This window comes from Candidatus Oleimmundimicrobium sp., assembly GCF_030651595.1.
Lineage (GTDB): Bacteria > Actinomycetota > Aquicultoria > UBA3085 > Oleimmundimicrobiaceae > JAUSCH01.
The window spans coordinates 1-26,636 of sequence record NZ_JAUSCH010000117.1 but is presented as its reverse complement, the minus strand read 5'-3'; the positions used below and the strand labels follow the sequence as shown (position 1 = coordinate 26,636).

Here is a 26,636-nt window from a genome sequence, read left to right as displayed (position 1 = left end):
AAATAGCAAAGGAATTGAAAAGAGAAAGAACAATCGGGAAAATTGATATTCGTAAAGCCCATTCATACTTAAAAGAGCTATTTCTTTAAAAAACAAACAGGGGAATTCTTGGAGGAGAAATCTGTTTTGACTAGAAATTTAAGTTTATATTATGGAATTTAGTGTATTAATAGGTTGGGGATAAAAAAGATGAAAATACAGTACCTTGGAGACTCCAAAGATAGTTTCAAATGGGACTACCATGACTATTTGACCAATGTTATAGGCTATAATTTCTTGAACATTCTCTTAATGATGACGCCGGATGATAAAACAAATGACGGTAAAACAAAACCGGACTCTTTTCCTGCGAGAAGTGAGATTATTCAGTTTTGCAAGAACCTCCGTTCCAAAAGGGATCTTTCCGTCATTAAACATCTTCCTTCAGAAACTGGTGCCAATTATAAAGTAAATCTTCATAACCCAGAAATTTATATAACAAAAAGAAACAGGGAATTGTATTTTTCGGAATTACCTAAACGAAGTAATCAAATTATATTTCTCGACCCGGACAATGGGTTCGAACCAGAAAGAAAATATAACGATAAGCATGTGAGATATTCGGAAATTTCGACAATTTTAGATCAAATACCTTCGAATTCTCTGGTCTCAGTATTTCAGCATTTCCGGCGAATCAAATTTGTCGACGATTTCTCAAGAATTAAGGAAAGGCTTTCTGGTGTAATCGCATCTGTTTATGTAACAGCGATTTTTTGGCATCAACTTATGTTTGTATTAATCAGTAAATCAGAAGCAGTTATTAAAAGGGCAACAGAAATAAATAAGGAGTACGCAACACTGTATCCTATTGAAATTCCGTGATAAATTGCTAACAAGCGACTCAACTCGGACTGGTAAAAACCTGCGGCTTCCCCCAGTTCCTTAACCGTGGTATTACTTCCAATAAAATAGAAATTTAAAATGATAGATACTCCATTCTCAACTTTTCTTTTCGGTTTCTTTTACCTTTCTAATCATGCTTACCCCAATTGAGTTTAAGAAGTAAAAAAGAATGTCTAACCCAGAGGGTTATCCTCCGGATAATGAAAGCCCTTCTGTGTTGAATATGCCTGCCTGTCGGCAGACAGGTATAGAACTCAATCAAAATGTTGCATTTTGCTATGTTTTAATGTAAAGTGATAACAAAATGCAACTCAATTATAGTTGGAGGTATTAAAAATGGCAACAGCAGTAAGAATATCAGAAGAATTGGCCAACGCGGCTAAAAAATATAGTCGTATTGAACACAGGTCTATAACAGGGCAAATAGAGCACTGGGCGAAGGTTGGCAAATGCGCTGAAGAAAACCCAGACTTAACTTATAGTCTTATTAAAGAAATACTTATGGGGCTGGAAGAATTAGAGCATGGCGAAAAGTCGGAATATAGGTTTGGATAGTAACTGATGAAAATTTATCAATCAAGAACTTTTGAAAATAAAATCAAAAAGTTTTCAAAACGAGAAAAAGAAATATTAGATGAAGGAGTTAAAAGGATACAAGAAAATCCTCTTGTCGAAGAAGAGAAGAAAGGGGATCTAAGGAGTGTCTATATTCATAAATTTAAAATCAAAACGATTCAATATTTACTTTCCTACAGAATTGTTGATGATGGGTTAGAATTAATAATGATTGGATCACATGAAAATTATTACCGAAACTTAAAAAGCTATTTAAAAAGAAAATAGAGGAATAGCTAATATATCATTTGCGTGGAGAAATTGAAAACGGAGAGTAAGATTTGAATAATTTGAATAAATCTAACCTTACCCTCCATTTATCACCCTTTATCCTTATGTTGACTATCAGCCCCGCCAGCGGCGGGCAGCCATCAGCCATCAGCACTTTTCACTAATAACTCCTAACTTTCTAATTTTCTTGTATAATAATTTTTATCAGTTTTGATTGGGAGGTTACGACTATAAGCGATATTTCCAACATCGAAAAAAGAGCAAAGGAACTTAGGGATTTAATTAATTACCATAACTACCGCTATTATGTGCTGGATTCCCCGGAGATTTCTGATGCCGAATATGATGAACTTATGAAGGAGCTCATTGCCATTGAAGAAGCACATCCTGAGTTCATTACCCCTGATTCACCAACTCAAAGGGTTGGGGCTCCCCCGGCCGAAGGATTTTTACCTGTTCGGCATAGAACTAAAATGATGAGTCTTGGTGACGTATTTTCTTTTGATGAACTCTCGGCATTTTTGGATCGAGTCGAGAGAGGGCTTCCCGGCGAAAAAATAGATTATGTTTGTGAGCTCAAGATAGATGGCACAGCGATATCTCTTATGTATGAAAACGGATTGCTGGTCACTGGTGCCACTCGAGGCGATGGCGAAGTTGGCGAAGAAATTACGTCTAACATAAAAACTATTCGCTCAATTCCATTAAAACTTAGATTAAATAAGCCACCCGGTTTCTTAGAAGTTAGAGGCGAAGCCTATATTTCCAAAAAACAATTTAAGGAGATAAATAAGGAGCGGTCCAAAAAAGAGGAAACGCTTTTTGCAAACCCTCGAAACGCGGCAGCTGGTTCGTTAAGGCAATTGGACCCCGGCATTACCGCACGGCGAGAGCTTGACTCAATTTTTTACGCGCTTGGGTTCACAAGTGGGGAAGGTTTTAAAACTCATTGGGATGTTTTGCAGTTTTTAAAGAAAGCCGGTTTTAAAGTAAGCAAGTTTATCCGGCATGTCGAAACGAGAGATGGGATTTTTAATTTCTGTGAGAAGTGGCAAGAGGAAAGGGACTCTCTTCCTTATGAAATAGATGGAATAGTTGTAAAAGTTAATTCTCTTGAGCAACAAGAGAAGCTTGGAGCTACTTCCAAATCTCCTCGGTGGGCGATTGCGTATAAATTTCCCGCTGAGCAAAAAACAACAAAAGTCAAAGATATAATAATTAGTGTGGGCCGAACCGGGGCGCTTACTCCCGTTGCGGTATTAGAGCCGGTTAAAGTCGCGGGCTCAATCGTAAGCAGAGCCACTCTTCACAACGAAGACGAGATGAGGAGGAAAGACATCCGTATTGGCGACTGGGTGGTGGTGCAAAAGGCGGGCGATGTTATCCCTGAAGTAGTAGCTCCCATTACCAGCAGACGTACAGGTGATGAAAGGATTTATAAGATTCCGGATAGATGTCCCGTTTGTGGAGCTGAAGCCATAAGGCCTCCCGGCGATGCAGTAAAGAGATGCACAAATATCTCATGTCCGGCTCAAAGGTTTAAACATATTTTGCATTGGGCAAGCCGGGGCGCTATGGATATTGATGGCTTGGGCCCGGCGGTTGTTGATGAACTTTTGAAGAATAAAGTAATAGAAGATATTGCAGATTTATATTTTCTTTCCAAGGAAGAATTGCTTAGTAAAATAGGGCATTTCCAAGAAAAATCAGCTGAAAATCTCTACGATACTATTAATAATTCCAAAAAGAGGCCGTTTTCAAGAGTGTTATTTGGATTAGGGATAAGACATGTCGGTTCTCATATATCGGATGTTCTCGCACAGCATTTTCCATCCATAGAGGAGTTAAAGAACGCAAGTTTTGATGATTTGACGGCTATCAACGAAATTGGTCCGGCGGTTGCCGAAAGCGTAATAAAGTTTTTTGAGCAGGAAAGAAACCTAAAAGTTGTGGAGAAACTGAAGCGTGCCGGGGTAAATATGAGAGAATTGGTTGAAACGGATGCGCCAAAAAAACTTGACGGATTAACTTTTGTGCTCACCGGCACACTCAGTCGATTTGCGCGCGAAGAAGCCGGTGAAAAAATAAAGGCTCTTGGCGGTCGTATTTCATCCAGTGTTAGCAAAAAGATTGACTATGTTGTTGCCGGAGAAAATCCGGGAAGCAAGTTTGATAAGGCAAAGAGTTTAGGCGTAAAGATTATCAATGAAGAGGAGTTTATAAAATTAATTGGAGACTAAAAGGGTTCCCTGGAATATTAAGGACGTTAACAAGGTTCTTATAGTTTTTATAGTCATATTGACCCTTCAAATGTATTTGGGCTTATTTCGTCCTCCCGCTGAATCACATCTAAATACGCCCTTTGGACGAGTGGCTTTAATGACGGTAAGTTACTTGATTTTGGTTTTGCTGGTTTGGTTTTTTGGGATAAAAAAGCGCAATGGCTCTTTGAAAGATTTGGGTTTCAAGGTCTTTCACTTTATGTCTGTTTTAAGAAAGGCTTTTTTATGGCTTGTATTGGTTAAAATTTTAACGGCGATATATGCCGTGTTTACTTCAAGCGTTTTAAATTTTAAACCGCCGCCTAAAATGGTTACAGGCATCCCTGATATTTTTGGGAAAGGAATATCCGGATTTTTACTGGCCATTTTTATTAGTGTAGTTGTTGCGCCATTGGCAGAAGAAATTTTTTTTAGAGGGTTTATCTACACTGCTTTGCGTGATAAAATTGGGATTGCTTGGGCTGCTCTAATAAGCTCTTTTATTTTTGCAATTTTTCATGGGAGCCTATGGATGACGGTCCCAATTTTGTTGTTGGGCCTTGTGCTTGCTTATTTTTATGAACGGGAAAATTCAATTGGGCCGCCGATTATTTTTCATGCTTTGAATAATTTGGTTTCATTACTGATGATTTATTATTTGGGGGTTTAAAAAGTGGCAATTAACAAAAAGGAAGTTGAACATGTGGCTTTGCTTGCGAGACTCTCTTTATCCGAGAATGAAAAAGAGAAGTTTGTTAAGCAGTTGGGCCAAATATTGGGACATGCCGGAAAGATATCTAAACTTGATACCAGAGAAATTAAGCCGACTTTTCATGCCCTTCCGGTAAAAAATGTTTTTAGAGAGGACAAAGAAAAACCATCTCTCACTCAAGCAGAAGCTTTATCCAATGCTCCGGTAAAAGAAGATGGAATGATAAAAATACCGAAGATTGTTTAGTTGGCAGATAGCAGATGGTTGATAGAAAGATGAGAGGGTAAAGGAAATCAGCTTCCAGATTCCAGCCGCCAGCTTTCAGGAAGACCAAGAAGCAGAGAGCTTAGAGCGGAGAGCATAGAGAAAAAACAAGCTAACCGGCAGGCAGGTAGTTTTTATATTTTCATTTTCATTTTTAATTTGAGCTTGTTCCCGACTTTAGGAGTACCATGTTACATAAATTAACTATTCATGAACTACATAAAAAGTTAATAAGTAAAGAAACTTCTGCCGCGGAACTTTGTAAAAGTGTTTTTGAAAGAATCGGGGCAGTTGAAGATGAAGTTAAGGCCTACTTAAGTTTGACGGAAGAGTTAGCGTTGTCAATGGCCAATGAGGTTGACGAAAAAATAAAATCGGGCAATAACGTATCTCATTTAGCAGGAATCCCCACAGCAATCAAGGATAATATGTGCGTTAAGGGCGTTGAGACCAGGTGTGCTTCGAAGATTTTGGAAAACTTCGTGCCGGTTTATTCATCAACGGCTGTTAAAAATCTTTTTGATAAAAACATTATAATGGTTGGAAAAACCAATATGGACGAATTTGCCATGGGCTCCTCAACTGAAAACTCTGCTTTTGGGCCAACATCAAACCCTTGGGATTTAACAACTGTTCCAGGCGGTTCAAGTGGAGGCTCGGCTGCTGCTGTTGCGGCAGATGAGGCAATATTTGCCTTGGGTTCCGATACAGGCGGTTCAATAAGGCAGCCTGCTTCTCTCTGCGGAGTGGTGGGCATGAAACCAACTTATGGTTTGGTTTCCAGATATGGTCTAATTGCTTTTGCTTCATCGCTTGATCAAATTGGTCCCATAACTAAAGATGTGACTGATTGTGCTCTCGTTTTAAATACAATTTGTGGGAAAGACCCAATGGATTCCACTTCTTTAGATGTAAAAATTCCCGATTATACAAAAGCTTTGGTGACCAACGTTAAGGACCTTAAAATTGGTGTTCCAAAAGAATTTATGGGTGAAGGTATAGACGCAAAAGTTAAAAAATTAATTGAAGATGCTTTAAAAGTTTTTGAAAGAATGGGAGCTATTATTGAAGAAGTATCTTTACCGCACGTTGATTATGCTCTATCTGCTTATTATTTAATTGCGCCTGCTGAGGCAAGTTCAAACTTAGCTCGTTTTGATGGAGTTAGATATGGTTATAGGACGAAGCAGGAAGTTGAAGATATAGTCGATATGTATTGCAAAACGCGTGCTGAAGGATTTGGGGATGAAGTAAAAAGAAGGATTATGCTTGGCACATATGCTCTTTCGGCAGGATACTATGAAGCCTATTATGGCCAAGCTCAGAAAGTTCGAACATTAATAATTGATGATTTTGATAAAGCTTTTAAAAAATATGATGTTTTAATTACGCCCACTTCACCGACAGTTGCTTTTAAAATCGGTGAAAAATTTGAGGACCCGCTCAAGATGTATATGTCGGATACCTGCACCATCCCTGTCAATTTGGCGGGAATTCCCGGAATTTCAATTCCTTGTGGGCTGGTTGACGGATTGCCCGTTGGTTTGCAGATAATGGGTAAAGCTTTGGATGAGATGACTGTTTTGCGGGCTGCTTACGCTTTTGAGCAGGAGTTTGGATTTAAAGAGAAACCGGCTCTTTAGTGGGTAGTCGGGAGTTAGGAGTGAGGAGTAAGAGCGCTGATAGCAGATGGCAGATAGCGTATAGAGTATGGAGTATAGAAAGTATAAAAAACAAGCAAACTACAAACTATCGACTCCCAACTAAGAGACTCCCGACTTGACAGAGACTTGACGGAGGCAAGATGGACTACGAAGTGGTAATAGGGCTGGAGATACATGTCGAACTCGATACGGAGAGCAAGATGTTTTGCGGTTGCTCAACTAAGTTTTTTAGTGAGGAGCCGAACATTTTTACTTGCCCTGTTTGTTTAGGTATGCCGGGATCATTGCCCGTACCGAATGAGAAAGCCATTGAATATACCGTTAAAATAGGCCTTGCCTTGAATAGTAAAATTGCGAGTTTTACAAAGTTTGACCGCAAAAACTATTTTTATCCGGATATGCCTAAGGATTACCAGATATCTCAGTATGATTTGCCTATCTGTGAGGGTGGTTCTATGGATGTTGAGGTGAATGGCTTTACCCGGAAAATTTCTATAACCAGAGTTCATCTTGAAGAAGATACAGGTAAACTTATTCATATAGGTGAAAGTGGCCGGATAGGGGGAGCCGATTACAGTCTGGTTGATTTTAATCGGGCCGGTGTTCCACTGGTTGAAATAGTTACAGAACCGGATATTAGGACACCCGATGAGGCAAAAGCTTTTGCCCAAAAACTAAAAAATATCATTGAACATCTGGGGGTTTCTGATTGTGACATGGAAAAAGGTTCTTTTAGGTGTGATGCCAATATTTCTTTGCGTCCCAAAGGGGCGAAGGAGCACGGAACGAAATCTGAGGTCAAAAACATGAATTCGTTTCGTGCTATTCAAAAAGCTCTAATATATGAGATTGAGCGTCAAAGAGAGCTTCTTGAGACCGGGGAAAGAGTGGTTCAGGAAACTCGTCATTGGGATGCCGCAAACAATATTACGATGTCTCTGCGAAGCAAGGAAGAAGCTCATGACTACCGCTATTTTCCGGAACCCGATTTAGTTTCCATGGAGCTTTCTCGAGAATGGATTGAGGATTTAAAAAAGACTTTACCGGAACTTCCTGATGCTAGGAAAAAGAGGTTTATGGAAATATATAAACTTTCTGTCTATGATGTCGAGTTCTTAACTTCCTCAAAAGCAATGGGGGATTATTTTGAGGAGTGTACAAAATCTTACAGTGATGCTAAAAAGATAAGCAACTTGATGATGGGTGAGCTTTCAATGCACTTAAATGCAGCCAATCTTAAAATAGAAGAATCTGCTGTTACCCCCAAACATCTTGTACAATTATTAAAATTAATCGATGACGGACAAATTAGCGGCAAGATGGCTAAAGATGTTTTTAAAGAGGTGTTTGAAACTGGCAAATTGCCGAAGATTATAGTTGAAGAAAAAGGTTTGTTCCAGATAAGCGATGAGGGTGAGATAGTGAGAATCGTTGATATGGTTTTAGAAGAGAATCAGAAAGCTGTTGAAGAATACAAGAGCGGGAAGGGCAGGACCCTTGGTTTTTTGGTGGGACAAGTTATGAAGCTTACCAAAGGTAGCGCAAACCCTCAGTTAGTTAACAAAATTTTAAAGAAAAAACTTTCCTGATTTTTCTTTATTTACATTAATTAAACTTATTGGTACATTATGTTAAAATTTAAACTGGTTTTTATCGGGGTGTTTTTAATTGGGGAAGCATTTAAGAAAAAGAAGACAAGAAAATACATCGGATTATGGGATTGTTGAGTATAAAAAGAATTCTCGGCATATTATTCCTAAAATATTATTAATACTTTTTATCCTTTTTTTAGCTAGTGCCGCTGCCTGTTATGCTTACGTGAAAAATTTAGAACAAAACATGAATTCCACCAACGGAAACAATGGTTTAGAAAAGATACTTACTGAATCAAAAAATCAAGAACCTGTAAATATCCTGCTTTTAGGAAACGATACTCGAGGGGATGACCAAGGAAGAGCCGATACAATAATTGTGATGAGGTTCAACCCTCAAACAAAAAAAGTCATTTTAATTTCAATTCCGAGAGATTTCAGAGTTAAAATACCCGGTCATTCTTATAACAAGATAAATGCAGCTTACATGTTGGGCGGAGCGGAGCTCATGATTAACACTGTAGAAGAATTTACCGGTATTGATATGCACCACTATGTCATGGTTGATTTTAAAGGATTTAAAGAAACTGTTGATGTATTAGGCGGGGTAGAAGTTTATGTTGAAAAACGTATGAGGGACTCTTCAATTAAGCTATCGCTTAATCCCGGTTATCATAAACTTGACGGAGAAACTGCCCTTAAATATGTGAGGTTTCGTCACGATGTTTTAGGTGATTTTGGAAGAATTGAAAGACAACAGAAGTTTATAAAGGCTATTTTGAGTGAATCCATGAGAATAAAATCTATTTTTAAAGTACCTGAGCTGGCAAGTATTGTTGCCGAAAACACCAGAAGCGATATGAGTATAAGTGAAATGATATCCCTGGGGAAACGGCTAAGTGTGTTGAAAGGTGATGATCTTGATGGGATTATGCTTCCAGGGACACCTGAAATTAGAAACGGAGTAAGTTATGTTATTCCAAATGAAAAAGAAATAGATAAAATTATTTATCGTGTTCAAAATGATCTTCCTTTGGATGGTGAACTACCGGCGGAATTTATTGAAAATGATGATATTACTTTAGATATAAGAAATGGATGCGAGAGTGCGGGAATAGCCCACAAGCTTGCAGACAGATTAAAAGTAAAAGATTTTCAAGTAAAAAATATAGGTAACGCGGATAAGGCCAATTACGATAAGACACTTATAATATATGGTTCAAACGCGAAAAATAAAGTTGATAAAGTTGGTGCTTACTTGCCGTTTGCTAAGACGTTAAAAGACACTGGCCAATACAATTTTTCTACCGATATTCTCATAATTATCGGCAAAGACTATATTGATAACGAGTAAATCTGTTTTTTTAAACCCTCTCTCCCGGCAATATTAATAATTACAACGCCTTTTAGTCTTAGTTAAATGGGTAAATTTCTTACATAATATGTTAAAATGAGTAAAAATTTAACTTTGGAGGAATGCGTGAAAGCTGTCATTTTAGTTGGAGGCCAAGGAACCCGGTTAAGACCCCTTACACATACAATTCCCAAAGCGATGCTTCCTCTTTTAAACATCCCATTTCTTAAATATGTGTTTGAACTGCTTAAAAGGCATGGTATTCAGGAGATTATTTTAAGCACGGGGAATTTTTTAGACATATTTGAGAATTATTTCGGTGATGGAACAAAACATGATTTAAAAATTAGATATGTTAAAGAAGACGAACCTCTGGGAACAGCGGGGGCAATTAAAAATGTAGAAAAATATCTCGATGACGATTTTTTTATTGTTTTAAATGGCGACATTTTAACGGATTTAAATATTACAAAGCTTGTTGAATACCATCAGTCAAAAAAGGCATTAGCAACTTTAGCTCTTGCTTCTGTTGAAGATCCCACATCTTATGGCCTTGTTCCAATAGACAGCAAGGGCAAAGTAGTTGATTTTTTAGAGAAGCCTGGTTGGGATAAGGTGGTAACAAACTTTATAAACGCGGGCACCTATGTTTTCAAATCAGAAGTTTTAAATTTTATCCCAGAAGGCATGAATTACTCTTTTGAAAAGGGAGTTTTTCCTAAAATGGTTGAGAAAGAGGAAAAAATATACGGTTTTCCCTCCAATGCTTATTGGCTTGATATAGGAACGCCTCAAAAATATCTTAAAGCTCATCATGATATTCTTGAAAGGCAGATTAAATTTAATTTTAAAGGTAAGCAGGTAAAACCAAAAGTTTGGATTGGCAAAAATTGCAAGATTAGTGCGGAAGCCAATATTTTTGGCCCTGTTGTTATAGGAGATAATTGTCAAATTGAAGCTAATGCCACAATTTTTGGCTATACGACAATTGGTGATAACTGTATGATTGGTTCAGGCGCGACAATAGGCGAATCGATATTTTTTAAAGCGTGTAAAGTGGGTAGCTCTTCGATTATCAAGAAAAGTATTTTATGTAATGGGATTGAGCTTGGAGTTAAAGTTAACGTAGAGGATATGGCGATTGCGGAAGAGGAAAAAATAAGTCTGGTTGATTCTTCTTATAATTTGGCAAAAAAGGAGAGATTGAATGATAGAACTTGATGATATTAAGGCGATAAAAAAAATTGATAAGAAAAATATGCTTGGAGCTCTGGAGCTTTTTCCTGAGCAATGTGAAGAAGCTGAGAAGATTGCGCGTAAAACTCGTTTATCTGTCCTTTTCAAGAAGCCCAGATCAATTATTATTTTAGGAATGGGTGGTTCCGGTATAAGTGGAGATATTGTTAAAGCTATTTTGAGTGAAGAATTAGATATTCCAATCTTTGTAAACAAAGATTATAAATTGCCTAAATTTGCGAATAAAAATTCTTTATTTTTAGCGGTTAGCTATTCGGGCAACACCGAAGAAACTCTATCCGCTTTTGAGCAAGCAGTTTCTTTGGGTGCTTTTGTGATATCAATAACTTCCGGAGGGGAACTTGCTAAAAAAGCACGAAATAGCAACTTACCTGTGATGACAATTCCCGGTGGACTTCAACCAAGAGCTGCTCTTGGTTATCTTTTAATACCAATTTTTGTGGTGCTTGAGAAACTTGGTTTAATCAAAAGCAAAGTGGATGAAATTAAAAATACTGTAGATTCTTTAAAGCAAACAAGGGAGACTCTATCACCGGGTAATCCTTTAAATAAAAATTTGGCAAAACAACTTGCAGAGAGATTAGTGGGAAAAATTCCTGTGGTTTATGGCTCCTGCGGGATAACGGGGGTAGCGGCTCTTAGGTGGAAATGCCAGTTCAATGAGAACAGCAAAGTTCCCGCGTTTTATAATATTTTTCCCGAGTTAAATCACAACGAAACAGTTGGATGGGAACTTTTAAAAGATATCACTGAGAGATTTTTTCTCATAATATTTAAAGATGACCAAGACCATCCTCAGGTAAAAAAGAGGATTGATATAACTAAATCTTTAATTCAAGAACACTTTGATAGCGTATTTGAAACTTGGACAAAAGGTGAGTCTAAACTTGAAAGAATTTTTTCAATAATTTATTTAGGAGATTTTGTCAGTACCTACCTTGCTGTTGCTGAAGGAATAGATCCTTCTCCGGTAGAAAGAATAAGTTTATTAAAAAAAGAACTTGCGAAGGAGTAAATTTAAAAGTGGACCCAAGAGAACATATAAGAGAGCAGGTTAAAGAATCTGCGGAGTTTATCAAGAGCAAAATTACGACTAAGCCGAAGATTGGCATCATTCTTGGCTCGGGACTCGGCGATATGGCTAATGATGTTACAAAAAAGACAGTTATCTCATATGAGGATATCCCAAATTTCCCCATTCCTTTAGCTCCCGGGCATAAAGGGAATCTTTTTGTTGGAGAGTTAGAAAATAAAGAAGTTTTTATAATGCAAGGAAGAGCTCATTACTATGAGGGTTACACGATGTTTGGGGTAACTCTTCCAATTAGAGTATTAAGTGAGCTTGGAGTAGAAGTTTTAATTATTACCAATTCTGCCGGTGGTCTTAACGATAAATTTTCTCCCGGCGACTTTATGATAATAAAAGATCACATAAATTTATTTTTTAATAATCCGTTAATTGGCCGGAACGATGAAAGATTTGGTCCGAGATTTGTTAACATGGTGGGAACTTATGATGAGAAATTAAGAGATATCGCGAAAATGGTTTCAGACGAGGAAGCTTTGAATGTAAAGGAAGGAATTTACGCGGGAGCATCAGGTCCATGTTATGAAACACCGGCTGAGGCGAAATTTATTTCGTTAATTGGGGCTGACGCGGTTGGAATGTCAACTGTTCCCGAAGTAATTGTTGCGGCGCATTCAAACTTAAGAGTTTTGGGCATTTCATGTATCACAAATTCAATTCAAAAGGTGGGTAAGGTTTCCCATAACGAGGTACTGGTTGAGGCGAAAAAAGTTGAAGATAAATTTAGAACCCTGATACGGGGCATAATTAAAAAAAATTTATAATTAAAAGGAGAGCTGAATGTGAATTACGATATTAAAGACAAAAAACTTGCGCCTGAAGGTAAACTTCGCATAGAGTGGGCCGACAATCAAATGCCTGTTCTTAAAACAATGAGGGAGGATTTTTCAAAAGAAAAACCTCTTGATGGAGTTAAAATTTCTGCTTGTTTGCACGTTACTACCGAAACAGCCAACTTAATGAGGACGCTTAAAGCGGGAGGGGCAGATGTTGTTTTATGTGCTTCGAATCCTTTAAGTACGCAAGATGATGTGGCTGCTTGTTTAGTTGAGGATTACAAAATACCCGTTTTTGCTATTAACGGTGAGGGTAATGAGACCTATTATCAGCATATTAATGCTGTTATAGATCACAAACCAGTAATTGTTGTTGATGATGGCGCTGATTTAATTTCTATTCTTCATTCCAAAAGAAAAAGTGAAGCTGCCAATATTATTGGAGGAATGGAGGAGACGACAACCGGTGTTATAAGATTAAAAAGTTTATCTGATAGGGGAATTTTAACATTCCCAATAGTTGCGGTTAACGATGCGAACACTAAACATCTTTTTGATAATCGTTACGGTACGGGCCAGAGCACAATAGATGGAATTTTAAGGGCGACCAATATTTTATTTGCCGGGAAGGTTGTTGTTGTAGGGGGGTATGGTTGGTGCGGCCGGGGAATTGCTACTCGAGCTAAAGGAATGGGAGCCAATGTCGTAATTGTAGAAGTTGACCCACTTAAGGCGTTAGAAGCGGTAATGGATGGGTTCAGAGTTATGCCTTTACTTGAGGCTGCAAAAATTGGGGATATTTTTACAACGGTAACTGGTGATATTCATGTTTTGCGAAAAGAGCATTTTGAAGTGATGAAGGACGGAGCAATACTTTCTAATTCAGGCCATTTCAACGTGGAGATAGATATTCCCGCATTGGAGAAGATGTCAAAGAAAAAAAGAAAAACCAGAAAGTTTGTTGAAGAATTTACATTGGCCAACGGCAACCGGATTAATTTGCTTGCTGAAGGGCGTTTAGTTAATTTGGCGGCAGCCGAAGGCCACCCGGCAAGTGTTATGGATATGAGTTTTGCGAATCAAGCGCTTTCCGCTGAGTTTATAAAACGGAATTCAAAAGTTTTGGAGAATAAGGTTTACTCTGTGCCTACTGAAATTGATGATAAAATTGCAAAATTGAAACTTGCTTCAATGGGAATAAAAATAGACAAGTTAACCAAAGAACAAGAGAAATATCTTAAATCTTGGGAAATAGGAACATAGCTTATGGCGTATAGCTGATAGCGAATGGCTGATGGCTGAAAAGCAGTCAAAAGCCTGCCTACCGGCAGGTATGGTCAAACCGCTTCGCTAGTCAAGAGTCAAAAAAGCAGGTGGAGCTGATAGTTGAAAGCATAGAGCGCGGAGTATAGAGCGGAGAGAAAAAATAAGGGCAAAGGGTAGAGTGATATTTCTATCCGTCATTGCGAGCGACCAAAAGGAGCGTGGCAATCTCATAAGTGGCGTATGGCAGATGCCTGCTCGCCGCTGGCGGGGCGAATGGGCTGATAGCCAAATGAAAAATGGAGAATGTAGAAATAAAAACGACCTGCCCCCGATGCGGGCGGTAATTAAAAATTAAGAAAGCTTTTATTCAGAAGGTAATCCTTTGGATTAAAAGTGTTTTAAGAATTTTATCTTTTAGGGTTTGATTTTTAATTTTTCTATATAGTTTTTTTCATTTTTAGTTTTTAATTTAACTTGGTGGTTGATATATGAATTTAATTGAAGCCGGTAAACGAATTTATGATAAAAATCTTGTCGTGGGAACATCAGGCAACATTAGTTGTAAACTTGATGAAGGCAGAATTTTAATTACGGCAGCCGGAACTTGTTTAGGGAATCTGACCGACGGAGACCTGGTCGTTGTTAATTTAAAGGGTAAAGTTGTTAAAGGGCATAAAAATCCTTCTAGCGAGATGCAGATGCATTTGAAGATTTATGATACTTATCGCAACATAAAGGCGGTAATTCACACTCACTCACCGTATGCTTCGGCCTTTGCTTATCTTGCTAAACCGTTAAAAACCGTTAATCCTGAAAGCGAGATGTTGTTGGGTGAAGTTGCAGTTTCACCTTATCGTCCTCAGGGGAGCGTAGGACTTGCAGAAGTCGTTTGTGAAACCATCAAAGGGCGAAATGCTGTGCTTATGGAAAAACACGGAGTTGTTACTATTGGCAAAAATACAGCTCGGGCCGTAGAGTTAGCTGAGCTTGTGGAAGAAACGGCAAAGATTAATTATTTAGTGGAAATGCTCGGTCAGGCTAAAAGTTAAAAGTTGAAAGTTAAAAATGAAGAAGGCACGGGGCCTAGAGCGGAGAGCTTAGAGGATGAGGAATATAGAATATAGAGTATAGAATATAGCTGATAGTTAAAAGCGCAGAGCATGGAGCATAGAGCGGAGAGCATAGAGTACAGAGAAAAAACAAGCCAACCAACAAACAAACTAACTAACAAACTCCCGACTCCCGACTGATAGGTGAAGGGTAATGGGTTAAGGTGAAGAACTTTTTCTGTCATTGCGAGTGACCCGCCATTGGCGGGGAGTGTGGCAATCTCATAAGCAGCTTGTGGCGTATGCCGAACGGAGAATGAAAAAATAAAAACGATAATTTAAAATTAAGAATGGTTTTAAGACTTTTCGTTTTACATTTTTCGTTTTTAATTCTCAATTTATGAGGACTTCAGACAAAACACTATTGACTCACAACTCCTCACTCCCGACTAAGAGACTCCCGACTAAATGACTGGTAGCTGATTTGAAATGATAAAGACAATTGAATGGAAAAATGACAAAGTTAAGATGATAGACCAGTTAAAACTCCCCCTTAAAGAGGAGTTTTTTGAATGTTCAGATTACAAGTGTGTAATTGATGCCATTAAATCGATGAAAATTAGAGGGGCGCCGGCAATTGGAGTCGCGGCGGCCATGGGAATTGTATTGGGCGCGGTAAATTACTCAGGAAATGATGTTGACGAGCTTTTACGCAAAATAGATATTATTTGCAAAGAAATGGGAAATACCAGGCCTACGGCTGTAAATTTGTTTTGGGCAATTGAGAGAATGAGGAAAGTTGCCTTTTCAAATACGTGGGGCAAAGTTGAGGACCTTAAAAAAGCTTTAAAAGATGAAGCAATAAAGATGGCTGATGAAGATATAGAAGCCAATAAAAAAATGGGTAAGTTTGGCGCTACTCTGATAAAAGATGGCGATAATATTTTAACCCATTGCAACGCGGGTTCTTTAGCGACCGTGGAATATGGGACGGGCCTTGCGCCAATTTTCTGGTCTTTTAAAGAAGGAAAGAAAATTCATGTGTATGTCGATGAAACCAGGCCTAAATTGCAAGGCGCCCGTTTAACCATTTGGGAAATGAAGAAAGAAAATATTCCTGCTACCCTAATAACCGATAGCATGGCCGGTTATTTCATGAAAAAAGGAACGATAAATAAAATTTTTGTCGGCTCAGACAGGATTGCTGTCAATGGGGATGTTGCAAATAAAATTGGCACTTATACCTTGGCGGTTTTAGCAAAAGAGCACAATATTCCCTTTTATGTAGTGGCTCCTACTTCAACCATAGATTTTAGTATTTCCTCAGGAGACAAAATTATCATCGAGGAAAGAGACAAGAGCGAAGTTACTCACATTGGTGGAGTTCAAATAGCTCCCGATGATATTTCTGTTGCCAATCCTGCTTTTGATGTTACACCCAACAAATTGGTAACCGCAATCGTCACTGAAAAAGGCATATTGCGTTCGCCTTTTGGTGAAAAAATAAAAAATCTAAGGCTATAAGGTTTTAATTTTGCTTCTCATTTGTTATAAATAATCCAAAACGGAGGTGAGATTTGTGGATATTCTTTCTTTATTTGGCTTGATATTATCGGCTGTAACTCTTATCGCCTTGGGTTATTTGAGCAAGGTTACCGGGCTGCTTAAACACGAAGACTCTACAATTTTAAATAATGTCATAATTTATCTGGCGCTTCCCGCTTTGATTTTTTTAGCTATCCGCAATTCACAAATTTCCATAAATCTTTTATCTATTCCACTGGTCGGATGGGTTGTAATGTTGAGTTGTGCTGCTACGGCCTTTTTCATAACGAGATTGCTTCCTTTAAAAAACCCAACCGTTGGGGCATTTTTGCTGGCTGCGGCAATTGGGAACACCGGTTATCTGGGCTATCCTCTTACACTTGGTCTTTTGGGCGAGGAAGCGCTGGCAAAAGCAATTTTCTATGACATATTCGGTACCGTTATATTTGCTTTCACAATCGGCCTTTATTTTGCCGAAGTTTACGGAACTAATGGCAAAAAAATAAATAAGATAAAAGAAGTCGTTACCTTTCCGCCCTTAATCGCTCTTTTTGTAGGGCTTTTCTTTCGGGGCGTTGTTCTTCCGCTCTTTATTTTAAAGAGCTTGAATTATTTAAGCGCGGCGGCAATACCTTTAATTATGCTTTCAATCGGGCTTTCGCTGCGTTTTGATAAATTGGGGCAGCACAAGTTATTGATTGTTTTGCTCTGTGGAATAAAACTAATTCTATCTCCGATGCTTGCTTATATTGTGGGCAATCTGGCTAATTTGAGTGCCGGTTCTCTTAGTGTTGTTGTTTTGGAGACCTCTATGCCTGCCGCTATGCTTTCTTTCATTATAGGGCTTAAGTACGGGCTCGATGCCGATTTTTTGTCTGTCGCGATAGTATCTGCCACTGTCCTTAGCATGATAACGATTCCTATTTGGCAATATATAATTGCCATTATTTAATTGGGGCTTAGATGAAAGATACATTTAAGGGATTTCTCGATTTATTTTATCCGGCAAGATGCCGGGCTTGTGGCGCCTTTTCCAAGAATCTTTTATGCCCCGATTGTTTAGATTCTTTTTCACTTATTCAGCCCCCGATTTGTAAAAGATGCGGCAAACCATGCAGCATGGAAGTAGATGATTGCAGGGAATGCAAGAACAAATTTAAGTTCTCAGTTGCCCGCTCACTTGGTCTCTATGAAGGGAACTTAAGGACTGCGATTCATAAATTTAAGTACAAAAACGCAAGGGGGTTGGCGGCAACATTCGCTGAGATGATGACAGGTTTGGCAAATGACTTCAATAATGTTGATTTGATTACAAATGTGCCTTTAAGCCGCAAAAAAGAGCTTTACAGAGGATACAATCAAGCGCATCTTTTAGCTCAAGAAATTGCCAAAAGGACGGACTTGATTTGCGAAGCAACTTTGAGGCGGGTTGCTGAAGAAGTAGATCAAACCAAGCTTTCCCTCAAAGAGAGAAAGCAAAATGTTAAAGGCGCCTTTGTTTTTAACGGGAACAAAAACATTACGGGAAAATCTTTGCTTTTAATAGATGATGTTTTTACCACCGGTTCTACAGTGAATGAATGCGGCAAGGTTCTGCTTAAGGCAGGGGCGAAGAATCTTTCGGTCTTAACCATTGCCCGGGTTTGCGATATTTAATTAAAAAAATCTTATTTTTCTCTCAAGTTTAAACAAATTTTTTCCGATGAAATTATAAGAGGGGCAACTCTGACAGAAGGGTTTGAAGAAAGTGAAGGAAAAATTTTCTGTAAAGGTTGCTGGAAATAAAACAAAAAGTAAGTCGAAAAAAAGGGTAAAAGGTCTTTTTTTTCTTGATAAATCTTGCAGAAATATCGATGTAAAAGAGATAAAAAAAAGAATTGAACTGAACAACTACAATGTTCCTTCTCAGGATATTGCGGAGAAAATGTTATCGGTTGATGCAGAGAGACGTCATTTTTACAACTGGGTTCGTCGTAAACTTGTTTAAAAGGCCTCAAGGGATTAAAATAGTTTAATAAAGCGGGTTTTCACTTAGGTTTGTGGTTGCTCTTCGCAATATTTTTGCGGAGATAGTCCATGCCAGTCGCAGGCAAAAGGATCCACGTAAGCTCTGACTTGTCGGGGTGAGCATGGTGCGGCTTAGGGGTAAGTCCTGTTCCCATCCAACGCGATGGGGAGAAGAGTATGAGTGTTCGAGTTAAACGAGTGCGGGGCTCTCAACAGGCGAGTGTGGGGTCAAAGACCAGGTCAACTAAGTGAAGACCTGTTTTTTTTGTTTTTAATTAAAATTTTTAATTTTTAAGGATTTCTTTTTTGTGGGCAGGCAACAGCTCCTGATTGCGCGCGCCTACTCAGTCGATTCTCTCATTGCGAAATTGCTATTTGTCCTAAAGGACACGCAATTTGCCGCAGATGTTTGAATCTCCTTCGCTTAACGGCGTGCTCATATGCCTGCCCGCCTCTGGAGGGTCGCTGTCCACCCGGCCCACCGGGGTTTTAAAAAGTCCAAACCTTACAAAAAGCTCTTTTAATTTTCCTGGAGACTGGCAACTGTTTTTAAATGATATGGCAACTGGCAGATGGCTGATGGCAGTTGCTTGCTCGCCGATAGCAGGGCTTATGGTCGTAGGCTCGTCATTGCGAGAGAACGTAGCGACCGAAGCAATCTCGTTTTTAATCGTAACAGCTGATTTGTTTTTGTTTATTCAATTATTTTTTTTGTGGTTATTCTTAATTATGAATTTTACTCTCCTTCATTTTCTTGCTCGCCCAAGAAAACGAAGCAAAAGAAGGGCGGCCGATCATTTTTTGAACGGCTCCAAAATGTACGGTCGTTCAGGCGCCTGCCTGCCTGCCGGCAGGCAGGCAGAACTCGTCAGTCTAAACTATATCCTTTTCTTTGGCTTCAAAAAGCCAAAACTTCCAACTACGTTGTAAGATGGATATAAGCCTGGCTCAAACAGCTTCGGCTTATTTCCTGAACAACCTATTTTTCCGCCTAAAAATGATATGGCGTTAATGGTAATTAGCGAATGGCAGTTGCTTGCCCGCCGCTGGCGGGCTTATGGTTTGCAGGCTAGTCATTACCGTGCCTACCGGCAGGCAGGCGAGCGAAGCGCGGCAATCTCATTCCTTGACAAGAGGGGATTAATTGAGGGTGGATACAAATTAAATATCAATTTACCAGCCTATTAACGTATTAACGTTAATTCGTTAATAGCTTAGAATTAAGTTTGGAAAAAAATTATTAAAAAATTTTCTAATAAAAAACAGGAATTTATTTTATTAAAGAGAATAATTATTTTTTAGTGGGGTTGTTATGGAAGGAGATTTGAAAATTAAAAGGAAAATTTTCCGTTATTTTTTTCCAATTGCTTATTTAATAGGGTTTGTTGTGACTTTCCTGTGTTGTCTTAATTTGGGGCATGCTAATGCCTCTTCGTGGCCGATGTTTAATTATAATCCTGCACACACTGGCTATAATCCTGTCGAAAAAAGTATATATCTTCCTCTTAAAAAAACATGGATTTATTACGGGGACAGATATAACGAGGGACGTTCTCGTCCAACAGTTGCAAATGGAACGGTTTATATAGGTACGCAGTGGTATTCAACTTATTGGTGGGAGATAGTAGGAAGGCATGGTCGCCTTAAGGCAATTGACGCACAAACAGGGATTGAAAAGTGGTGCTTTAGTCTGGATGAAAGTAAAGATGGCCCCAATGTTGGTATTCTTACTACCCCCGTTGTTTATGATGGATATGTCTATTTCGGAAGTCGAAACGGTAAACTTTATGCCCTCGATGCAGAAACAGGTGAGTTTAGGTGGAGTTACCTCGCCCCTTCTCTAATTTTGGCCTCACCGACTGTGTGTGACGGTATTGTTTATTTTTCTTGCTGGGGTTCAGGAATGCTCTATGCTTTAGATGCGAAAACGGGTAATTTGAGATGGGCTTATGATGTCGGGAGTATACTTTGGTCATCTCCCGCTGTATCGGAGGGAGTAGTCTATTTTGGTGCAGATAAGATATATGCGCTGGATGCTAGAACAGGTGAATTAAAGTGGAGTTATAGCCCTCGATACGGGAGGGTTTCAAGTGCTTCGCCTGTTGTATTTGGTGATAGAGTATATGTTTTAGCTGGTTATGATATTTTTGCTTTAGATAAAGATAACGGCGATCTTAAGTGGAAATATTTTCATGGTGATTATTATGGGGACAGAACAGCCCCTTCCGTTGCATATGGTAATATTTATTTTACTGTAAATGGTAATTTGCATGTTTTAGATGCAGATACAGGAGTGCATAAATGGGATTTTAATTGGGACACCTCTTATAAAAATAGGATGAGAAGCTCTCCCGCAATTGCTGATGGCTATGTTTTTCTTGGAGCTTCTCGTGATCCGGTGGATTTTTTTGATGCTTCAGATGGTAGGCTATATGTTCTTGATGCACATACTGGTGAATTGCTCTGGAGTTATAGTAATGGTAGGCATTTTAATGACTGGTATGCAATAGACCCGTCTCCTGTTGTTGCTGAAGGAATGGTTTTTGCCAATTTAAGCACCAAAATATTTTTAGCGTTTAAATCTTCTAAACCGCTGTCAATAATTTCTGATATTTCAGTTTCTCCTCAAGTCCTTGACCCTTATAAAAAAGATGAAAGGGCAACCTTGCACTATGATTTAAACAAAGAAGCTAATTTAACTCTGGAGATACTAAATTCATCAAAACATATTGTAAAATCCATAGATCTTGGCACAAAAGAACCTGGATCCGATCACTATGAATGGTGGGGAGTGATTGATTGTCCCGAGATTGGTTTAAATGACGACAAGGGTGTTTTTCTTGCCCCGGATGGAGAATACACAATTAGATTGACAGCGCAAGATATTGAAGACGGAAGCGTGATTGATACAAAAGAAGTTAAAGTTCAAGTTGAGACGAGTTGGTGATGAGATGAAGAAGAAAACTAAGTTTGTCATATTTTCAATATTTGCTGCAGCTGTTTTGCTCGTCATTTTGCTATTTGTAACATGTTTTAAAATGTGCAACTGCGAGTTTAGGGGCACAACAATTGAATACACTGTAAATATTTATCCAAAAGAAGGTGAGCAACTAAAAAACGTTATGGTTTATCTGCCTTTTCCTGTGTATAAAAATGAACCTTATATTGAAATGTATGACAAAACAGTAGATTTCCATAATAAATATACTTTAGATTATTTTCCTGATGTTAAGTTTAGTATCTCAAAAACCAATAATAGTCCCATGCTAAAAATTGAAATTCCTGATTTAAAAAGTGGATTTGATGCTGGGGATAGGGTTCACAAAACCCTCTCAATTTTCTCATCAGAAGACCCGGGAAAAGAATATGTTCTAAGTCCCGTTTTTGATTTAACGGAACCAGAGAAAAGAGTCAAAGAAAGTGGTTACACAAACAACATAAGAACCGGCAAAACCAAACTCTTCATAGATTATGAGGGGGGAACCGGAATAATCTTTGGATTGAGATATGAGGTAAGGACCCGCTCCCACCTCTGGATTAGCTTCTATTCTGCAAGCGATGCCATGTATCTGGTTGGTATCGATGATGTTCCGGATAGAGATATAGGTTTTGGGCCGTATCGTCTTGAGATAAACGAAAAAGGATGGATGGAGGTTCCGTTTATTGAGATATATGACTAGGTTACTCACCAAGAAAATAATTTGCTTAATTATGGCTTTCTGTTTCCTGTTTTTTTCAACACCTCTTTCTTACGCTTGGGATCCTGTAACACACTGGCATATAAATCGCGAAGCAAATCCAGAAATAAAAGAAAGCAATTTTGATCTGTACTGCGACAATGGAACGGGCCCCGATATGTTTGTGATGGGCGATTTATGTGACTATGTTCATTCTCCGGATTTAAATAGAGAAGAAGATTTTGCTCATAAACCAAATTTTGCTTATCTGATGCTAAAGGCAAGGGGACTTAATAATGTCTCTTCTTCATACTATGCAAGTGGTCTCGGTTGGGGAGGACACATTGCTGCCGATTGGGTTGCTCACGATTTGGAGCTTTTTCCTATCCCAAAAAGTGATAAAACTGATATGGCTTTATATGGCCCACCGCATCTAAATGGCGAATTTCTCTACGACTATTATATGTTTTTAACCAGGGGTCCCATTAAGTTTCCTCTTTGGTTTAAGCCGAAACAAATTCAGAAGGCCCTTGTAAATTATTATTTGATTGATGAACATGAGAAAAAACCAGGATTACCTGATGAGGTTATTAAAGAATATGCTCTTACCAATTTACTCTCTGAATCCGAAATCAAAAAAAGAATAGTGATTTTCAACTGCACAGTTGCTGCGTTGCACGCGACGCTTGCCTCAAAAACATTGGTGGACATATCAACAGGAAAAACCCCATTTTTCTTATACAATATGCGCTCCAGGGGAGCTGAGGAAAACATAGCTCTTTCAGTTCAGACCGTAAGAAATTGGTCCAAAGATTTGGTGCCGAGAAACCATATTCCGTTTAATGAAATAAATCCAGTCCGGTTTTATCCCTTACTTCCCGTGCCCAATATTCCCGAACACCTTGCTTATTTACCTGAGTCAAGAGGGTTTTTAGATATTCTATCTCCATTTAATACTAAATTTGCTTGGGCGGAACCATTACCTGGCTTCAATTACGCAGAGGAAGGTCCTGATAGCTTTCATTTGACTGAGGCAACCAAATATCTTTTCTGGCTAGATGTTGTTGAGCAGGCAGAGCAAAAAGGTATCCTTCAAATAGAAGAAAAAACAGAGCTAAGAGATGGTGAAGAATGGTTTACCGCTGAGGTTAAGATAACTGATGATGAGTTATTCGATGAGATTGTAAAAGATGAGATATTAGAGCACATTAAAAATCCCTCCTCGACAACTGATAAAAAGTTTGCATACTTTATGAGAAATTTTATAGTTGACCAAATCTCTGACATAGATAAGCTCATGGACATGACTCCCCCAACAATATCTAATCTATCTCCCGAAGATGGCTCTTTCATAAACGATTCCACTCCTGAAATTTATGCTTACTTACTTGACCTACCTGCCAGCGGGCACGGTAATGAAAATGGCATAGGCATCGAAGAAGGAAGCATCTCCTTAACATTAAATGGGGAGGATTTAAGATTTACATATAGTAAAGAAACGGGCGCTCTCGTTGCAGCTCTTGAATCCACTCTCCATGATGGTGAATATGAGATTGAGGTCAAAGTATCGGATAAAGCAGGAAATGAAACTGAAAAGATGTGGAAATTTACAATAGATACAATCCCACCAGAAGTAGATTACGAGGTCTTAAATAAACTGATAAACGTAAAAAAAGAGACCAAGGCTGAAATTGAAACAACAACTAACGAGCCAACAACTTATCTTGCTGAAATATTTAAAGTAAAAGATAAGGAAAACGGAAATAAAGGAGATGCAGTTTTTACTTACACAAATGAAGAATTCTCCCAGAATTTCACTTTTACCTGGGATGGCAGGGATGATGATGGTACCCTTATTAAAAACGGAGTTTACACCATAAGAATAACAGCATTAGACAGAGCCAAAAATACAACTTCTTTTGAGGAAAAGGTGAATGTTAATAATGAAGCCGGGGGGCAAGTGCAGAAACAACAAAGCCAATTCTTGCAAGATCTACGAGGGGGATTATCCTTTTTATACTCCCTTTTTAAGGACAATTCTTAATATCATCGTCTTTTTAATTGGTGCATATATTATCTTTTCTGAATTTGGTATGTCCATCTTTCTGGTTTATTTTGCTTATTGCCTAATAGCCTTCTTCTATTTGATGAACAATCGTTGCGTTCGCTGTTATTATCACGGAAAATTTTGCAGCACGGGCATCGGGAAGGTGGCCGGTATCTACAAAAAAGATACGGTTAATAAATTTATCAAAGGTCAGTGGCAAAACATCTTTCTTTTCTTAGTTCCGTTCATTCCGTTTGTGACCCTCATTGTTTTAATTATCTTCAAATTTACCTGGCATAGGTTCTTTTTGCTCTTGCTCTTATTCGGGGTTGTTTCTTTAACTCTTTTTGAACATCTTACCTTGGGATGTACCCATTGTTACGAGGGATATCATTGCATAACTAAATACCTGCCTGCCGGCCTGCCTGCCGGTAGGCACGGTAGGCACGATAGGCACGGTGTTAAAAAAAGATATAATGGTTAATTAGCATAGACACTATTTCTTAAATTGTGATAACATAATTTATAAGTAAATCAAGGAGTTTTATAAGAAATTCAAGGAGGGATTGTAGTGAAAGGGAAAGTCAAATGGTTTAACGCGGAGAAGGGGTACGGATTTATTGAGCAGGAAGACGGAGAAGATGTATTTGTGCACTTCTCAGCGATTCAAGACGAAGGTTTTAAAACACTTCAAGAGGGTCAGGAAGTTGAATTTGAGGTAACAACAGGCGATAAAGGATTACAGGCAGAAAATGTGCGAGGTATTAAATAATGGTGCGGTTAAATTAACCCACAAGCCCCATGTATTTTTATGCGTGGGGCTTTATAAATCTAAAAATGCTTTAACAAGGAGATGGTAGAGTGCAGTTCATCGTAAAAGGACACAATATAGAGGTTACGGATGCGCTACGCAAACATGCCGAAGAGAAGATATCAAAAATTACAAGGCATTTTAGCCAGGTTATGAAGATTGAAGTGGAGTTTGATGTGGAAAAAAATCCGAGCATTCACGACAATCAGAAGGTTGGAGTAACTATTTTTACCAAGGGGCCGTTTATTAAGGCCTCAAATTCCTCGAAAGATATGTATGTATCCATAGACAAGGTTGTTGATAAACTTGAAAGACAGATTGAAAAATATAAAGGTAAAACTTACAGGAGCAACTCAAAATATACCAGCTTAAAAGAGGTCTTAAGGGAACAAGAAATATCTGCAGAGCAAAAAGAGAGTAACGCGGAGCATACTGAGCCGGAAATTGTTAAAATTAAACAGTTTTCGATAAAGCCAATGTCTCCCGAAGAAGCGGTAATGCAGATGGACCTCATTGGTCACAGTTTTTTTGTATTTCGGAACGCTATAACCGAAGAAACAAATGTTGTATATAAACGCAATGATGATAATTACGGGTTAATCGAGCCCTCATATAACGTAAAAAAATAATTTTTCAAATTTCCGCTAATCGAAAGGGAAATTTTTGTCGAAAAAGAAATATATAAAGTAGAACGTTAAGGAGAGTCGTTAGTTTGATTGAAAAAGAATATACCTTAGATAACGCGGAAAAAACAATTTGTCAAATAAAAGAAGTGCAGGCTGCAAGGATAGTGCCTGGAGAAGGGGACACAATTGAAGAAATTCATGTGTTGGCTTTGCCGGGAAAAGCCCCTAAGCAGTTGGTTCGGGATATCGAATCCGCTTTGATGGCAAGTTATGGACTACCGGTGGATCATAAAAAAGTTAGCATTGCCCAGGTGAGCAACGGTGAGGTAACTTTAACAAAGAAAGCAAGGCCTAAAATTCTCAACATAAATTCCGAGCTTTCCGGGGTTCAAGCCAAAGTTACAGTAGCACTCGCATTAGATGAAGTTAAATATGAGGGTATTGCAAAGGGACCTGCTTCTCAAACTGAGTTAAGGCGATTGGTGGTTCTTGCCACCTTAGACGCAATTGAGAAGTTTATGCAAGACTCTTCCGTTTTTGCTCTTGAAGACGTTGATTTAATTTCGCTTGGACGAAAAAAAGTGGCTGTTTGCTGTATAAGTGTAGTATCCTTATCAGAGGAACAGTTGTTTAGCGGTTCAGCGATTGTGAAACAGAGCAATAACGATTCTGTGGTGCGGGCAACATTAGATGCCGTAAATAGGCGCTTTGGCTTTTTGAAAACTTAAGTAAAAATTAAAGGTTTATTTATAATAAGCCGACATCATAAACGTGTATTTAATTGTTTGTTTTGGATTTATTTAGTTGTAAATAGCGGAGAAAATTAAATAGTTATTTCTGTTGTAGCGGGACAGGAAGACCTTCATTGGACTTATTAAAAGAATGTCTCGAAGGGGGGCCTTCCAAGTGAAAA

The 26,636-nt window shown here is 38.5% G+C and carries 26 protein-coding genes; all 26 read left to right on the top strand.

Going from position 1 to position 26,636, the window contains the following annotated elements:
* Positions 1–189: 189 nt before the first annotated feature.
* The 26 genes from Q7U95_RS06805 to Q7U95_RS06680 all read left to right on the top strand — a co-directional run bounded on the left by Q7U95_RS06805 (position 190) and on the right by Q7U95_RS06680 (position 26,451).
* The gene (locus tag Q7U95_RS06805; RefSeq protein ID WP_308753021.1) at positions 190–861 is read left to right on the top strand and encodes a hypothetical protein; all 672 of its coding nucleotides are present in this window, start codon (positions 190–192) and stop codon (positions 859–861) included.
* 357 nt (positions 862–1,218) lie between these two features.
* On the top strand, positions 1,219–1,437 hold the full coding sequence (locus Q7U95_RS06800; RefSeq protein ID WP_308753020.1) for a hypothetical protein: 219 nt from the start codon (positions 1,219–1,221) through the stop codon (positions 1,435–1,437).
* Between the two features lie 6 nt (positions 1,438–1,443).
* On the top strand, positions 1,444–1,725 hold the full coding sequence (locus tag Q7U95_RS06795) for a type II toxin-antitoxin system RelE/ParE family toxin (protein ID WP_308753018.1): 282 nt from the start codon (positions 1,444–1,446) through the stop codon (positions 1,723–1,725).
* A gap of 194 nt (positions 1,726–1,919) precedes the next feature.
* Positions 1,920–3,968, top strand: a complete 2,049-nt coding sequence (ligA, locus tag Q7U95_RS06790) for an NAD-dependent DNA ligase LigA (RefSeq protein ID WP_308753029.1) — start codon at positions 1,920–1,922, stop codon at positions 3,966–3,968.
* Entirely contained in the window at positions 3,958–4,659 is a 702-nt protein-coding gene (locus Q7U95_RS06785; protein ID WP_308753016.1) for a type II CAAX endopeptidase family protein, read from the top strand. The genes ligA and Q7U95_RS06785 overlap by 11 nt, the downstream gene beginning before the upstream one ends.
* A gap of 3 nt (positions 4,660–4,662) precedes the next feature.
* Entirely contained in the window at positions 4,663–4,947 is a 285-nt protein-coding gene (gatC, locus tag Q7U95_RS06780; RefSeq protein ID WP_308753014.1) for an Asp-tRNA(Asn)/Glu-tRNA(Gln) amidotransferase subunit GatC, read from the top strand.
* Positions 4,948–5,153: 206 nt separating this feature from the next.
* On the top strand, positions 5,154–6,608 hold the full coding sequence (gene gatA / locus Q7U95_RS06775) for an Asp-tRNA(Asn)/Glu-tRNA(Gln) amidotransferase subunit GatA (RefSeq protein WP_308753012.1): 1,455 nt from the start codon (positions 5,154–5,156) through the stop codon (positions 6,606–6,608).
* 161 nt (positions 6,609–6,769) lie between these two features.
* The gene (gene gatB / locus Q7U95_RS06770) at positions 6,770–8,218 is read left to right on the top strand and encodes an Asp-tRNA(Asn)/Glu-tRNA(Gln) amidotransferase subunit GatB (RefSeq protein WP_308753011.1); all 1,449 of its coding nucleotides are present in this window, start codon (positions 6,770–6,772) and stop codon (positions 8,216–8,218) included.
* 79 nt (positions 8,219–8,297) lie between these two features.
* Positions 8,298–9,575: an LCP family protein gene (locus Q7U95_RS06765; RefSeq protein ID WP_308753009.1), complete on the top strand. Its 1,278-nt coding sequence runs from the start codon at positions 8,298–8,300 to the stop codon at positions 9,573–9,575.
* Between the two features lie 126 nt (positions 9,576–9,701).
* Positions 9,702–10,796, top strand: coding sequence for an NDP-sugar synthase (locus tag Q7U95_RS06760; protein WP_308753007.1), 1,095 nt, complete (start codon positions 9,702–9,704; stop codon positions 10,794–10,796).
* Positions 10,783–11,847, top strand: coding sequence for a bifunctional phosphoglucose/phosphomannose isomerase (locus Q7U95_RS06755; RefSeq protein WP_308753005.1), 1,065 nt, complete (start codon positions 10,783–10,785; stop codon positions 11,845–11,847). The genes Q7U95_RS06760 and Q7U95_RS06755 overlap by 14 nt, the downstream gene beginning before the upstream one ends.
* Before the next feature lie 8 nt (positions 11,848–11,855).
* A complete protein-coding gene (locus tag Q7U95_RS06750) occupies positions 11,856–12,683 on the top strand; it encodes a purine-nucleoside phosphorylase (RefSeq protein WP_308753003.1) in 828 nt (275 codons plus the stop codon).
* Positions 12,684–12,701: 18 nt separating this feature from the next.
* Entirely contained in the window at positions 12,702–13,958 is a 1,257-nt protein-coding gene (ahcY, locus tag Q7U95_RS06745; protein WP_308753001.1) for an adenosylhomocysteinase, read from the top strand.
* A 491-nt stretch (positions 13,959–14,449) separates the two neighbouring features.
* Positions 14,450–15,010, top strand: a complete 561-nt coding sequence (locus Q7U95_RS06740) for a class II aldolase/adducin family protein (RefSeq protein WP_308753000.1) — start codon at positions 14,450–14,452, stop codon at positions 15,008–15,010.
* 489 nt (positions 15,011–15,499) lie between these two features.
* Entirely contained in the window at positions 15,500–16,534 is a 1,035-nt protein-coding gene (gene mtnA / locus Q7U95_RS06735; RefSeq protein WP_308752997.1) for an S-methyl-5-thioribose-1-phosphate isomerase, read from the top strand.
* 55 nt (positions 16,535–16,589) lie between these two features.
* The gene (locus Q7U95_RS06730) at positions 16,590–17,507 is read left to right on the top strand and encodes an AEC family transporter (protein WP_308752995.1); all 918 of its coding nucleotides are present in this window, start codon (positions 16,590–16,592) and stop codon (positions 17,505–17,507) included.
* A gap of 11 nt (positions 17,508–17,518) precedes the next feature.
* Positions 17,519–18,211 carry a ComF family protein gene (locus Q7U95_RS06725; RefSeq protein ID WP_308752993.1) on the top strand — a complete coding sequence of 231 codons (693 nt, stop codon included), beginning with the start codon at positions 17,519–17,521 and terminating at the stop codon, positions 18,209–18,211.
* Between the two features lie 91 nt (positions 18,212–18,302).
* Entirely contained in the window at positions 18,303–18,542 is a 240-nt protein-coding gene (locus Q7U95_RS06720; RefSeq protein WP_308753027.1) for a flagellar biosynthesis anti-sigma factor FlgM, read from the top strand.
* A gap of 416 nt (positions 18,543–18,958) precedes the next feature.
* Positions 18,959–19,492: a hypothetical protein gene (locus Q7U95_RS06715; RefSeq protein ID WP_308752991.1), complete on the top strand. Its 534-nt coding sequence runs from the start codon at positions 18,959–18,961 to the stop codon at positions 19,490–19,492.
* A 382-nt stretch (positions 19,493–19,874) separates the two neighbouring features.
* Positions 19,875–21,509 carry a PQQ-binding-like beta-propeller repeat protein gene (locus tag Q7U95_RS06710; RefSeq protein ID WP_308752990.1) on the top strand — a complete coding sequence of 545 codons (1,635 nt, stop codon included), beginning with the start codon at positions 19,875–19,877 and terminating at the stop codon, positions 21,507–21,509.
* A 4-nt stretch (positions 21,510–21,513) separates the two neighbouring features.
* Positions 21,514–22,242: a hypothetical protein gene (locus Q7U95_RS06705; protein ID WP_308752989.1), complete on the top strand. Its 729-nt coding sequence runs from the start codon at positions 21,514–21,516 to the stop codon at positions 22,240–22,242.
* Positions 22,235–24,283, top strand: coding sequence for an Ig-like domain-containing protein (locus tag Q7U95_RS06700; protein ID WP_308753025.1), 2,049 nt, complete (start codon positions 22,235–22,237; stop codon positions 24,281–24,283). Before Q7U95_RS06705 ends, Q7U95_RS06700 begins: the two co-directional genes overlap by 8 nt.
* A complete protein-coding gene (locus Q7U95_RS06695; protein ID WP_308753031.1) occupies positions 24,174–24,770 on the top strand; it encodes a hypothetical protein in 597 nt (198 codons plus the stop codon). Before Q7U95_RS06700 ends, Q7U95_RS06695 begins: the two co-directional genes overlap by 110 nt.
* Before the next feature lie 81 nt (positions 24,771–24,851).
* On the top strand, positions 24,852–25,058 hold the full coding sequence (locus Q7U95_RS06690) for a cold shock domain-containing protein (protein WP_308753023.1): 207 nt from the start codon (positions 24,852–24,854) through the stop codon (positions 25,056–25,058).
* Between the two features lie 89 nt (positions 25,059–25,147).
* Positions 25,148–25,726 (top strand): ribosome-associated translation inhibitor RaiA, encoded by a 579-nt coding sequence (gene raiA, locus Q7U95_RS06685; RefSeq protein WP_308752987.1) that lies wholly within the window; start codon positions 25,148–25,150, stop codon positions 25,724–25,726.
* A gap of 83 nt (positions 25,727–25,809) precedes the next feature.
* Complete coding sequence (locus tag Q7U95_RS06680) at positions 25,810–26,451, top strand: hypothetical protein (protein ID WP_308752985.1); 642 nt, start codon at positions 25,810–25,812, stop codon at positions 26,449–26,451.
* Positions 26,452–26,636 lie beyond the last annotated feature (185 nt).

Bases quoted from the DNA above. Each gene is read 5' to 3' on its own strand.
- Q7U95_RS06695 (WP_308753031.1), top strand. From the start codon at position 24,174: ATGTTAATAATGAAGCCGGGGGGCAAGTGCAGAAACAACAAAGCCAAT.
- Q7U95_RS06755 (WP_308753005.1), top strand. From the start codon at position 10,783: ATGATAGAACTTGATGATATTAAGGCGATAAAAAAAATTGATAAGAAA.
- gatB (WP_308753011.1), top strand. From the start codon at position 6,770: ATGGACTACGAAGTGGTAATAGGGCTGGAGATACATGTCGAACTCGAT.
- Q7U95_RS06705 (WP_308752989.1), top strand. From the start codon at position 21,514: ATGAAGAAGAAAACTAAGTTTGTCATATTTTCAATATTTGCTGCAGCT.
- Q7U95_RS06800 (WP_308753020.1), top strand. From the start codon at position 1,219: ATGGCAACAGCAGTAAGAATATCAGAAGAATTGGCCAACGCGGCTAAA.
- mtnA (WP_308752997.1), top strand. From the start codon at position 15,500: ATGATAAAGACAATTGAATGGAAAAATGACAAAGTTAAGATGATAGAC.
- Q7U95_RS06795 (WP_308753018.1), top strand. From the start codon at position 1,444: ATGAAAATTTATCAATCAAGAACTTTTGAAAATAAAATCAAAAAGTTT.
- Q7U95_RS06700 (WP_308753025.1), top strand. From the start codon at position 22,235: ATGACTAGGTTACTCACCAAGAAAATAATTTGCTTAATTATGGCTTTC.
- Q7U95_RS06725 (WP_308752993.1), top strand. From the start codon at position 17,519: ATGAAAGATACATTTAAGGGATTTCTCGATTTATTTTATCCGGCAAGA.
- gatA (WP_308753012.1), top strand. From the start codon at position 5,154: ATGTTACATAAATTAACTATTCATGAACTACATAAAAAGTTAATAAGT.
- Q7U95_RS06740 (WP_308753000.1), top strand. From the start codon at position 14,450: ATGAATTTAATTGAAGCCGGTAAACGAATTTATGATAAAAATCTTGTC.
- Q7U95_RS06710 (WP_308752990.1), top strand. From the start codon at position 19,875: ATGGAAGGAGATTTGAAAATTAAAAGGAAAATTTTCCGTTATTTTTTT.
- Q7U95_RS06805 (WP_308753021.1), top strand. From the start codon at position 190: ATGAAAATACAGTACCTTGGAGACTCCAAAGATAGTTTCAAATGGGAC.